Origin of the sequence: Streptomyces sp. NPDC057137, assembly GCF_042670825.1 — a bacterium.
GTDB lineage: Bacteria > Actinomycetota > Actinomycetes > Streptomycetales > Streptomycetaceae > Streptomyces.
The window spans coordinates 1-13,069 of sequence record NZ_JBHUUW010000121.1; the positions used below are offsets into that span (position 1 = coordinate 1).

General features: G+C 67.6%; 4 protein-coding genes. 2 read left to right on the forward strand and 2 right to left on the reverse strand.

Features of this window, described 5'->3' with window-relative positions; translation table 11 throughout:
• Nucleotides 1–368 precede the first annotated feature (368 nt).
• Complete coding sequence (locus ACFT9I_RS39490) at nucleotides 369–818, reverse strand: GntR family transcriptional regulator (protein ID WP_382572568.1); 450 nt, start codon at nucleotides 816–818, stop codon at nucleotides 369–371.
• Between ACFT9I_RS39490 and ACFT9I_RS39495 the strand changes: the two genes are divergently transcribed.
• Complete coding sequence (locus tag ACFT9I_RS39495) at nucleotides 736–1,017, forward strand: hypothetical protein (protein WP_382572573.1); 282 nt, start codon at nucleotides 736–738, stop codon at nucleotides 1,015–1,017. The genes ACFT9I_RS39490 and ACFT9I_RS39495 overlap by 83 nt on opposite strands.
• Before the next feature lie 541 nt (nucleotides 1,018–1,558).
• Here ACFT9I_RS39495 and ACFT9I_RS39500 read toward each other — a convergent pair.
• Complete coding sequence (locus tag ACFT9I_RS39500) at nucleotides 1,559–8,308, reverse strand: polymorphic toxin-type HINT domain-containing protein (protein ID WP_382572570.1); 6,750 nt, start codon at nucleotides 8,306–8,308, stop codon at nucleotides 1,559–1,561.
• A 422-nt stretch (nucleotides 8,309–8,730) separates the two neighbouring features.
• Here ACFT9I_RS39500 and ACFT9I_RS39505 point away from each other — a divergent pair.
• Nucleotides 8,731–13,069 (forward strand): FG-GAP-like repeat-containing protein (locus ACFT9I_RS39505; protein WP_382572576.1); only part of this gene is annotated, 4,339 nt, incomplete at its 3' end.

Here is a 13,069-nt window from a genome sequence, read left to right on the forward strand (position 1 = left end):
GGCTCACACCGTGACGCGTGCGCTCGGCCTTGGCGGCCCCCGGGGGTTCCTGGTACGCCTCCGGTGACCGGGCGGTGAGGGACCCCTCCCGCGACCCGCGACCCCACACCACGACGAAGCCGCACACGTAAGTCGTCCCCCTGCCCCTCAGAGGGAGGGCCGGGGTCTGGGGCGGAGCCCCGGAAGTGGTTCGCTGTGCTGGTTGTTGCGCGCCCGGACCGGCGGGGTCGTCGGCAAGCGGGGCGGAGACAGAAGCGGGCGTCGGCCCCGCAGGGCCGGAGCGCGCGCGGCCCGCGTCAGCGGGCCGCCTTGATCCAGTAAAGAAACTCTGAACAACTCACCCACTGGTCGAGCTGCCCGGCCGCTGGTCAGGGTCGCTGCTGCCGGCGCTTCGTCGATTCGGCCAGCGCGGTCTTCAGCTTCTCGCTCGGCGACATGTCCGGCTCGGCGTCGTCGTCATGGAGGGGCGGGAGGAAGCTGGGAGCCTGGAGGGTAGGTGCCTTCCACGATTTCCCGGCGGAGGATATCGGCGACCTGAGCGTACGGCGGTCGGGGATCGCCGTTGTAGATGACGTCGACCGGCCAGTCCGGCCCCTCGGCGTCGGTTTCCTCATGATCGCCGTCGGCCTCTTCGGTGCTCCCGCCGGCGGAGTCGCTGACGTAGCTGCCCCGCCGAGCTGGGAGTAGACCAAGCCTTCCTGCTTGAGCACGCGCAGGGCGTTCTGGACGGTGGAACTGGAGACACCGAACCGATCACCCAGCACGTTGGCCGAGGGCAGGCGCTCGCCGGAGCGGTACTCGCCGACCGTGATGCTCATGGAGGACGGCCGGGCCGAGGTCCTGAAGATCACCGTCCCTGAGACCGGGCTGGCCGCCGGGCTCAAGCCGGGTGTAATGGTGCGGCCCGTGGAGCTGTTCGCGACCCCGTGGGCGCGGATCTTCAACGGGCAGCTCTCCGACGGCGTCGCCTACCGCGCCGCCCTCTTGGAGCTGGTGACGGTGGAGGCGGCCCAGTGATCCGCTTCGAAAATTCAGTGAACTCCTCGGCCACGCCCACATCGGCGTCACCGCCACCGTCTACGCCCACGTCCGACTGCGCCTCCAGCGCAACGCTATCGATCTCCTCGGCCAGGCCCTCCGTCACTCCGCAGAGACCACCAGCCAGCCCGACGACGGCGACGGCCCACCATTGTGTGCGGCACCCGTCCGTTGACGTTGCCGTCAACTACTGCCGTCAGAGCACACTGAAGCCCCGCCAGGAGACACCTGACGGGGCTTCGAATTTGCTACCGCGACTTTAGGCTGGCGAGCATCCTCACTCCTCAAGGCCAGACTGAAGCCGCTGCCAATCCTCCTGCTGATCACGCCAGGCGGCGCTCGCATAGATCGCGATCTTCGCCTCGGGCAAAGACAGGCCAAGTACACGAGAAGCTACGTAGATTGCTTCGATCGGCGATAGGCCCAGTTCTCGCAGTTCCCGGAATACCGGTTCCCGCTCCACTTGCCCTCGACCCGCGATGCTCGATACCAACCCATCCAGTCGAGACCGATCCATTCTCTAATCTCCTAGGATCTTTGCGACGTCCAAGGTCATCGACCCTGGGCGCTTGTAGATGCTGCCGTCCGGTTTCGGGATATGCCGCTCATAGTTCAACACGACGGTGCTATACCCCTGGGATCTCGCCTGCTCGGCGATGGAGCTCTTCATCTGCCGGATTGCATCTGGCCCAATCGGGGCGCGACTCAGCCCTTGAGTTCCCTTCGGAAAGACCATCAATCCGTCCAGATGCACGGTGTCTCCGGCCGCTCTGACGGTCGCCATGGCCTCAACCGTCTGCCCTCCAACATCGAATGAACCGTCCCAGATATCTCCGTCGGTGAATGGAGAACAGTTGCTGTTGTGAACAAGTACCGGCGTCTCGCCCGCTAGCACATAGTACGTGTGGATTCCGTTGACCGTGAGGTCGTAGGTGCGCTGCCGCTTCTTGTAGTGGCGAACCTCGTCGACTTCGACGGCCGCCTTGGCGGGCGTGCGCAGCTCCGTGCCGGGGCGAATGTCGCCGGCGTCGATCCACTTCTTCTGGTCGAGCGACCAGAACGGGTGGGTGTCGGTGGCGACAATCGTCGCCTGCTTACCATCCACGTCGACCGTGAGTTCGGTGAAGTCCTTGTCATCCTCGGTGAGGATGGTGTCAATGACTTCCTTCGACTTGGTCTCACCCGTGTCCGGGTCGGAGGCGACTACCTTGTCGCCCTTCTTGATGTCTTCGATGTTCTTGGTACTGCCGTCCGCGAGCAGCACCTTGGTGCCGGGCAGGAAGCTGTGCGGACTCGGACAGGAAGGCGCGTCGGCGTTGTCGAGTTTCTTCTCGCCCTTGGCTGCCCCCTTGGCGGCCTTCAATGCCTTGAACATCTTGAGGAAGGGGAGATCCGTGCTTGCCTCGGCGCAGCCGGACACAGAGCCGGAGCCGAAGCACTCCCCCCAAGCCTCGGGGTCGGGAAGAATGAGCGTCGCGAGTACGGGCGCTATGTATTTCGTGTAGAAATTAACTGGGGGTTTGCTTTTGACTACGTTGTTGGACCAGCCTTGTTTGTAACCGTATCCCTTGGCCTGCGCCTTCCAGGACCAAATGGTTACCGTGGGTCCACCTGTGCCATATCCATTTGTGTGGAATTTCTGGCTCGCGTAACTCCACCCGCCGGCCGAATCAATAAACCAGCGACTGGAGTCGTATTCCTTGAAATTGCCGTACTTGTCGTACTGATCGTTGTAACCGGCCCCACCCGCCGGCCCGTCCGGCCGCAGCCCCGTCGCGTCCGAGAACGACACCGGGTTGTTGTTCCCGTACGTGTAGCCGTGCGTCTGTTGCGGGTCCGCGAGGTCGAGGATCGGGTCGACGCTGATGAAGCGGCCGATCGACGGGTCGTATTCGCGGGCGCCCAGATGCGTCAGGTCCGTCGTCTTGTCGATCGTGCCGCCGACGAAGCCCTTGTCGCCCGCCCAGTTCGTGGGCTGCGTGCCGCGTGGGGCGCCGAAGATCGTCGTTTTGCGGCGGGTGACCGCCTGCGTCGCGTCCGAGGTGATCTGGGTCGTCGCCGTGCCGTGGTGGTCGCTGAGCAGGAACGTCAGCTTGCCCGCCGTGCGCATCGCGACCGTCTGGTCGCCCGCCGTGTAGTAGCGGGTGCCCGTGACCTTGCCGGCCTTGTCCAGGTGGAGTTCGTTGCCGCCCGGGAGGTAGAGCGTGGAGCCGGACGCGTCACGGCGGATCATCCGCTCGCCGGCCGTGTCGTAGACGTACGACGTGGTGTCCGTGACCTTGGTGACCGAGCCCAGGTGGCCCTCGTCGTCCCACACGAAGGTCTGCTTGTCCGCGTTGCCGATCTTGCGGGTCTCCGTATTGCCCGCCGCGTCGTAGGTGTACGTCTCCGTGCGCGGCGCCGTGCCCGTCTGGGCCACCGACGGGAGGTTGTGCTTGCCCGTCGCGGGCGGGGCGTACGTGCGGAGCGTGTCGGCGGACGGGCCCGAGGCCGTCTTGTGCTGGGTCTCCGTCTTGCGGTTGCCCACCGCGTCGTACGCGTACGTGCTCCAGTACGCGTCCGGCCCGCCGACCACCGAGGAGGACGGGGCCGCCGCACACGCCGTGCCCGTGTTCGTCCACGCCTCGGTGATACGGCGCAACGCGTCGAGGGCGAAGCACTGCGTGTCCGTCGTGCGCGTCGCGTCCTGGCCGTACGCCGTGGCGATCTGCTTGATGTTGCCCGCCGGGTCGTACGTGTACGCCGTGTCCTCGACGCGCTGCGGCGCGACCTCGCGGTCGATGTAGCTGCGCTTCAGCTCGCTGGTGTGTTCGTCGTACTCGCTCGCCACCGAGATGGACCGGCCGAACGCGCCCATCTTCTGGATGATGGGGCGGCCGTAGTGGTCGTACGTGCTGTCCGAGACCAGCGTGTCCAGGCCGGCACCGACGGTGTCCAACTGGCCGTGGACCGGCGTGTAGGTGTTGGCGACCCGCTCCGCCGACAGCCCGCCCATCGCGGGCTGCTCGGTGCGCGCCACCTGCCCGCTGATGGGGTTGTAGCCGGTGGTCCACTTGTACGTGCCCTGCAGCGCGCCCTCGCTCGCCGGGATCGTCACCTGGGTGTTGATCGGCTGGTACAAGGGGTCGTACGAGGTGACGGCGGTCTCGTAGGCGTTGGCGCCGACGTAGCGCGTTGCCTTCGCGGCCTGGCCCTTGCCCCTGGACGCGGTGTCGTACGTCCACGCCGCCAGCGTGGTCGCGCCCTTCTTGAGCGCCGTCTGGCGTCCGAGGTCGTCGTAGTCGGTGTGCAGGCTGATGCCACGCGCGTCGAGCGTGTCGGTGGCGCGGTCGCCCTTGTCGTACGTCGTGGTGGAACTGCCCTTGTCCGGGTCGCCGTTGGCGGTCTGGCGGCCCCGGATGTCGTAGCCGTACGTCCACTTGGCGCCGGACGGGTCCGTGACCTCCGCCAGGCGGCCCTTCTTGTCGTGGCGGTAGGCGGTGGTCTGCGAGGCCGTGCGGTCCGCGTCCGTGTACTGCTTCAGCTCCGTCGTACGGCCCAGCGCGTCGACGACCGTCGTGGTCGCCGTGGCGCCCTTCGGCGGGACGACCGTGGTGGTGTCACCCGTGTACGACGTGGTGGTGCGCTTCGTCTCGTCCGTGAACTTCTTGGAGATGACGGCGGTCGGGCGTCCCGCGCCGTCGAACAGCGTCTCGGTGTGCGCCGGGTACTTCGTCTCCTGGCCGGTGACCAGGACGGGTTCGGCCGGCCCGTCCGCGTAGTACGTACCGGAGGAGCGGTCCGCGAGGCCGCGGGTGTCGTGGAACGTCTCGGTGATCAGCCGGCCCGAGCGGTCCGGCGACTCCTGCTGGCTCTGCCGCGGGCGCAGCAGTCCGTCGTAGAAAGCGTAGCTGGTGGCGTACTTGGCGTCGTGGGTGAGGTTCGTGGTGGTGACGACGTTGACGTTGTCACGGCGGATCAGATACGCGAAGGAGTAGTTCGGGGAGTCGGGGTTGGCGGCCGCCGGGCGGTTGGGCAGCCAGGTCTTGGTGACGCGGCCCAGCGGGTCGTAGGCGCTGGTGGTGACGCGGTCGTTCGCGTCGGTGACCGTCAGGGCCTGGGCGCGCAGCGGGTCCAGGGTGGTGGTGACGGTGTGGCCGAGCGCGTTCGTGACAGCGACGCTGGTGGGCACCTCACCGGTGGCGGGCGTGTGGACGGTGGTGGTGACCTTGCCGTACGCGTCGGCTTCCGCCAGTTGGCGGCCGTAACTGTCGAAACACAGCTCGTTCTTCGCCGTCCCGCAGGTGCTGGGCGTGGACGTCACGGTGTCGTACCCGTCGCCCTTGCCGTTGATCCGCTCCGTCCTGGTGAGATCGCCCTTCGTGGGGGCGGCGCCCAGCGCGAGCGAGTCGTAGTACGTGCGTACGTCGTCGATCACGTCGTCCGGGCGGCTGACGGTCGCTCCGCAGGCGGCGGCCACGGTCTCCGAGCGCGACACCTTGTCCAGCACCCTGGTCGTGGTGTTGCGCGCGTACGTCGTGGTGGTGCACTGCTCGTCGCCGGTCTTGGCCGTGTCGCCGAGCGCGGAGACGGTGGTGACCATGCCGTACGAGTCGAAGTCGCGCGTGGTGCGGGTGGTGCGGGTGCCGCCCGCGACGGTGGTGCGGGTCTCCTCCGCCTCCGTCCCGGAGAGGTACGCCTCCAGGTCCGGTAGACCCGTGCGGGCGCGGGTGGCGGTCTTCGCCGAGCGCCAGGGGGTGTACGACACCGCGCTGACCAGCGGGCCGCCGTCCCCGTTGTAGGTGGCGCTCTCGCGCTGCACTCCGGCGAACTGCTCGCGGTCGGTGACGGCGGTGCCCGCGGAGTTCTTCACCTCGGCGCCGTCGATGCCGCGGAAGTAGCGCGTCTCGCTGAGGATCCGGGTGTCGGCGCCGGCGCCCTTGCGGGTCTGCACCCGCTCGTATCCGCGGGAGAGGGAGTAGGCGCGGTCGGCGGCCTTGGTGAACTCGTCCGTGCTCTTGGCCCATTCGGCGCCGCCGAGGTAGTCGTACTCGGTGACGGTGTCCGGGGTCGCGGCCAGGTTGTCGCCCTCGGAGACGCGCTGGACGACGTAGGAGTTGAACCAGTCCTGCTTGGCGGTCTCACCTTCGAAGGCCCACTTGACCGGGTAGCAGCGCGTGCTGTTGGAGTCGTCCGTCGGCGGCAGTGAGGTGGCGGTGCAGTCGGGGTCCCGGTAGTCGACGGCTATGGTGCCGCCGGACTCGGTGGTGATCTGGTAGAGCCGCAGCCGGATGAACGGGGCCAGGGCGTCGCCGAGTTTGTCGACGCGGTTGGGCTTCTGCTGGCCGGCGAAGGTCACCGGCGGCAGCGCGCTGCTGCCGCCCGCCTTGCCGGTGCGGGTGAGGGACTCCAGCCACATGGGGGTGGAGATGCCGTCACCGGCGGCGGGGAAGCCCTGCTTGAGCGACCAGGAGTCGACGTCCTTGTACTCGCCGCCCGTGAGCACCTTCGTAGTGATGGTGGCCAGGCGCTTCTTCGACCAGAAGGTGGGCGAGTACTTGTCCTTGCACTCGGCGTCGTCCTTGCAGTACTGGTCGAACGGGACGTCGGGCCAGTTCTTGGCGTTCGCCGCGTCGAACGTTCCGCAGTCGGCGAGGCACCGCTCCTCCACGCCGAAGTCGACCCGGCCGGCGGCCTTGCCGGAGAAGAGGCTGCCGGCGCGCAGACCGTAGTCGATGTGGTCGAGGTAACCGTCGCGCAGATAGCTGGTGGCGGTCGACTTGCCGGTGGTCTCGGAGACGTTGCGGCCGTAGTTGTTCTGCTCGGTCTTCCAGGTGTACGTCATCGCGTTGCCGCGTACGTCGACGACATAGTCGAGCTGCCAGCGCCACGCCTGCTGGCACCACGCGGACGCGAAGGAGGCGTCGTAGCAGGGCTCGCCGGTCTGGTTGCCGAACACGGGTGTGGTGAGTACGGAGTTGGTGAGCGGGTCGTCGGCGGCGGTGCCGTTGTCGCTCCAGCCGGGCAGCTTGTTCAGCCCGAAGAAGTACTGGGTGCCGTCGGTGGTGGTGATCTTCCAGTGCTCGCCCGAGCCGCCCTCGCCCTTGGAGCCGGCGGTGCCCTTGTCGGCGTTGTCCGCGCCGGTGAGCTTCTCGACCTTCTCGCCCGCGTCCTGGGCGGGGTGCCAGCCCTTCTCGCTGTCGTGGACGAGTTCGGTGGACTTGCCGCCGAGGTTGAGGACGGCGTTGTCGTTGTACCAGCAGAGGTCGCCGACCTTGGTGGTGTTGGTGCTGTCCGTCTTGTCGTCGTTGCACGCCTTGTAGCGGCGCTCGATGAAGCCGGGCTCGTACGACCAGCCGTCGCCTATCCAGGAGGGCTGGTTGTTCGACGCCGCCGTACGGCCGTCGACCGTCTGGGAGTTGTAGCCGAGGCCGACGGAGGGCTGGAGTCCGCCGGGGACGGCGGGTACGCCGATGGGGTACGACCAGTTGAAGGCGCCGGTCGAGCCGCCGGCGCTCCAGGAGCCGGACGGCTGGAGCGAGGTGGCCTTGTAGTCGCCGGAGGGACCGGCGGCGGCAGCGGCGGCGGCGAGGACGGTGGCCCCGGCACCCCCGGCACCTGAGACGCCGACGGTGGCCGTGAGGCTGCCGGACTTGGTGTCGTTGTCCGTGGCCAGCGGCTTGCCGATGCGGCAGGAAGGTTTCTCCGGGGTCGTCAGCGCGCAGGCGGGCAGCTCGGTCAGCCGCAGTCGGGACGCCCAGTCACCGCCGTAAGCACCGCGGAAGGACGAGTAGTCGACCGCGACGCGCGCCTTGGCCGTTCCGGCGGCGCCGTCTGCGCGGCCGACGCTGAGCAGCAGGCCGTCGACGCCCGCCGCGCCGGTGGCGGCGCGGTCGGCGACGGCGACCTTCACCTTGGTGAGCTCGGCCGCCTTGCCGGAGGCGGTGCCGGAGGCGGAGGCGGTGCCGGAGGCAGAAGCGACCGACACGGGGAGCGAACCCGCCTCGCGTACGGCGCCCTTGGCCGCGGTCCCGGTCAGGTCGACGGTCGCCGACCCGGCTCCCGGCCAGTCGACCTTCGGGGTTTTCCAGCGGTTCGACGCCGCGGCGTCGGCGCGCTTGGTGCCGCCGATTCCTGCCTTCGTCACGGGGACGGCAGCGGGCTGCTTCGGGCCGGAAAGTGACGCGCCGGAATTCGGCTCCGCCACAACTGCCGGTGCCGCGGACAGCATTCCGGCCATCACCGAGGTGGCCAGTACGACCACCCAACCCCGCATGCCGAAACGGCTCACGCCCCACCCCTTGCATATTGTCAGTAATGACCGACGGACAGTAACAGCACAGGTAAAGGTGGTGTCAACAGCTTCTTCACAAGTCGGGTGCGGCGTAAAGCTGTTGTTTTCCCGACATTCACCACCCACTGTTGCCTGGATCACTCTGCGCAGCTCAACCAGGCCGAGATGGAAGGGAGTTAAAAGATCCCCTCTGTCCAATTTGCGGGAGAATCAAGTCACTTGATCCTCTTGCAGATGTAAAGGCTGTGCAATGAACGAGGATTACGCCGCGTCGCTATAGAGTCACCGCGCGGCAATGCCGAAACAGAGGGGAAGGTGTCGTGCACACGACAATCAACGGGCCGAAAAAGAGATACTGGCCGAAACGCGTTCTACCAATTATTCTCGCCGGGGCCATCGTTGCCCCGGCCGTGACAGCGATGCCGGCGGCGGCCGCTCCGACGTCCACCGCATCCGCGTCCTCGAAGTCCGCTGCCGCGGACCCCGTCGCCGACGGTTCGACGAGCGAAGAGGACTACGCACTCCAGCAGGCCCAAATAACCGGCCAGCCCTACGAGTTGGTGTCGGCACGCACGGAGTCGTCCGACACCTGGGCGCAGCCCGACGGCTCGTTCTCGGTGAAGCGTTACGGCACGCCGATACGGATGCTGAGGAACGGCGCCTGGATCGCGACCGATCCGTCGCTCGCCCCCGCCGCCGAAGGCCGGATCGCGCCAAAGGCCTCCACCGTGGCCGTGACCTTCTCGGGTGGCGGATCCGGCGCCCTGCTCACCGGCGTCAAGGACGGCCGGACGCTGTCGCTGACCTGGCCGAAGCCGCTGCCCGCGCCCACTCTGGACGGCAATGTCGCCACGTACGCCGAGGTACTGCCCGGCGTCGACCTGCAGCTCAAGGCCGAGGTCGAGGGCTTCTCGCAGCTCCTGGTCGTCAAGACGGCCACCGCCGCGGCCAACCCCGAACTCGCCTCGCTGAAGTTCAAGTTGGACACGGTCGGGCTGAGCGTGTCGACCGACTCCGACACCGGCAGCGTCACCGCGGTCAACCCGGCCGGTGAGACGGTCTTCACCAGCCCGTCGCCGCTGATGTGGGACTCCACGTCGATCAGCTCGGAGGGCACCACACCCCCCGCCGCCCGCACCACGGCGCGTACCGCGACGGCGGCCGGCGAGCTGGAGACGCCCGGCGATCTCTTCGAGCCGGCTCCCGGCGCGAAGGACGCGCAGATGCCCACCACCGTCAGCGGTGACACCCTGGAGATCAAGCCCGACCAGGCGCTGCTGACCGGCGCGAAGACCGCGTATCCCGTCTACATCGACCCGTCGTGGGCCTGGGGCAAGCGGCAGAACTGGACCCGGGTCTACAAGAAGTACCCGAACACCTCCTTCTGGAACACCAAGGAGGTGGTGCGCGTCGGCTACGAGGCGGAGACCGACGGCCTCTCGCGGTCCTTCTTCCAGCTGGACACCAGCAACATCAAGGGCGCCCAGGTCAAGTCGTCCACCTTCCGGGTCAGGAACACCTGGTCCTGGTCCTGCCAGGACAGGCCGGTCGAGCTGTGGCACGTCGGCGCCATCTCGTCCAAGACCACCTGGAACAAGCAGCCCGCGCAGCACACCAAGCTCTACACCGTCGACGACTCCAAGGGCTGGAGCAAGGACTGCGCGGCCGGGAACCTGGAGTTCGACGCCACCAGCAAGATCCGTGAGGCCGCGTCGAAGAAGTGGTCCAGCGTCAACTTCGGTCTGTACGCGTCGAACGAGAGCGACACGTTCGGCTGGAAGAAGTTCGACGCGAAGACCGCGGTGCTGGAGACGAAGTACAACAACCCGCCCAAGACACCGACCGGTCTGGGCACCAACCCCAAGACCTCCTGCGCGAGCGGCGGCCTGATCGGCAACACCCGGGTCAGCCTGTACGCGAAGTACGACGACAAGGACGCCGGCAATCTCACCGCCGAGTTCCAGGTCTTCAAGTCCGGTTCGAGCACGGCGGTCGTGAACAAGTCGATCCCGGCGGCCAAGAACAAGATCTCCACCCTGGTCGTGCCCGACGTCGACCTGCCCACCGGCAGTTACACCTGGAAGACCCGGACGAAGGACCAGGACGGCGCGTACTCCGGGTGGTCGACCACCTGCAAGTTCACCCTCGACCGGACGCGGCCGAGCAAACCCCCGGTGATCGCCTCGGAGGGCAACAAGTTCCCGCCCGGCGAGAACGGCTGGCCCGCCGTGACCGGCAAGGCCCGTGAATCGGGCAAGTTCACCTTCGCGGCCAACGGTGTCACCGACGTGGCCCAGTACAGCTGGTACACCGACTACAACCCCGAGGTTCGTGACGCGAAGCCCGGCGTCCCCATCACGGTGAAGCCGCCCGGCTACGGGCCGCACTTCATCTACGCCTTCAGCGTCGACAAGGCGGGCAACCGCTCCGACACGGCCACCTACGTCTACTACGCGACGCGGTCGCAGGAGCGTGACGGACCGGGTGATCTGAACGGCGACGCCAACCGCGACATCTGGAGCATCGACTCCAACGGCACCCTGCTGACGTACGCGGGTCAGGGCGACGGCAACTTCTCCGCCGCCACCAACGGCGGCGGCAAGTCCTTCGCGGGCAGCCAGGTCGACTCCCGCGGTGACTGGGGCCAGGACGGCTACAACGACCTCGTCTCGCTGGAGTACGACGACGTCGACAAGAAGCAGAAGCTCTGGACGTATCCCAACGACGGCGCCGGTGTCATCAGCGACGACTTCAAAGAACTGAGCGTCGCCTGCCCGGTGAAGGACCCGGACCTCGGCTGCGACTACGGCGAGGAGTGGACGGGCGACGACCACTGGCACAACGCCGAACAGGTCGTGTCCGCCGGTGACATCAACGGCGACACCGAGCCCGACCTGCTGGTCAAGCAGGGCAAGCAGCTCTGGGCGTACTACGGCAACCGCGCCACGTACTCCCTCGACGTCGCGCGCGAGCCGGTCCTGGTCGGCAACGGCGACTGGGACAAGTTCACCGTCGTCGCCCCCGGCGACCTCAACGGCGACCAGATCGCCGACCTGTGGCTGCGCGAGAACGCCAACGGCACGATCTGGCGCTCGTACGGCAAGAAGGGACCGGACGGCCTGCTCGACCCCACGACGTGGGGCAACAGCGCCGGCCGCGTGAAGATCGCCACCGGCTACACCACCGCCGCGTACCCCGCCGTGGGCTCTGTGGGCGATGTCACGGGCGACGGCAAGCCGGACCTCTGGGCCCGCAAGACGGACAACACGATGCTGGGCTGGCCGGGCAAGACCCCGGGCGCGGACAACGTCTCCTTCGGTGCCTCGTTCGTCATCGACGGCATCACCGGCGGCTCCCGCATCCCGGCGGGCACGACGCTGACCGGCGGCCAGTCGTTCACGTCCCGCTCGGCCAAGCTCACGATGCAGGACGACGGCAACCTCGTCATCACCTCCAACGCGGGCAAGACCCTGTGGGAGACGAAGACGGCGGGCAACGTCGGCGCCAGGGCGATCATGCAGACCGGCGGAAACCTCGTCGTCTACAAGGCGGACGGCAGCACGGTGCTGTGGGAGTCGAAGACGACGGCACCGGAGGGCTTCGCCCTGCTCCAGGACCGCGGCAATCTGGTGGTCTACAACGTCAAGGGCCAGTCGCTGTGGAGCAGCGGCACGGCGATCCGGCACGACTACAACGCGGATGGCCGCAGTGACATGGGCGACTGGTACGACTACGCCGACGGCCACGACTCGATCCACAGCTTCCTGACCAACTCCGACGGCACCTTCAAGGCGCCGATGACGGGATGGACCGTGGGTCCGGACCAGTGGTGGGTCAAGAACATGAAGCGCGTCACCGGAGACTTCAACGGCGACGGCATCAGCGACGTGGCCGCGTTCTACGGCTACGACGACGGCAGCGTGGCGTTCTGGACCTGGCCGGGCAAGGGGGACGGCTCGTTCGACAAACCCTTCTCTTCCTGGTCCACGTCCGGCAGCTGGAACTGGGACCGGACGACCCTCTACAGCGGTGACTTCAACGGCGACGGGAGGGACGACATCGGGGCCTGGTACGACTACGCCGACGGCCACGACGCCCTGTGGACCTTCGCCGCCAACGTCAAGGGCGGCTTCGGCTCACCGCTCAGCTCCTGGAGCTCCCCCTCGGGCAGCTGGAACACCGCCGCCGACAAGCCCGCCGTCGGCGACTTCAACGGGGACGGCCGCGACGACCTGGCCGTCTTCCACACCTACGCCGACGGAAGCGAGAAGTTCTGGACCTTCAACACCGCGCCGACCGGAGCGTTCAAGAACCCCGTGGGTTCGTGGACCAGCACCGGGTGGGGCGACTGGGAGCGGACCACCATCCACGCCGGTGACTTCGACGGGGACGGCCGGGACGACATCGGGGCCTGGTACGACTACGCCGACGGCCACGACGCCGTCCAGGTCTTCCGTAGCGGCGCGAGCGGTGCCTTCGGCTCGCCGGACGAAGCCTGGACCACCCCCGCCGGAGCCATGTGGCGTGACCACATGCAGATCGTGACCGGCGACTACAACGGTGACGGCAGGGACGACCTCGGCGCCATGTACGGCTACGACACCGGCGAGGTCAGGATGTGGACCTGGACCGCGACCGCGGCCGGCAAACTGAACAATCCGGTCGGTAGCTGGCAGGCCGCAGCCGGCGTCTGGAACCTCCCCCGCGTCCATATGCTGGAGAGACAGGACGGCCGCGGAAGCTCCGGCCGTCCTCCAG

Bases quoted from the DNA above. Each gene is read 5' to 3' on its own strand.
- ACFT9I_RS39490 (WP_382572568.1), bottom strand. From the start codon at position 818: ATGAGCATCACGGTCGGCGAGTACCGCTCCGGCGAGCGCCTGCCCTCG.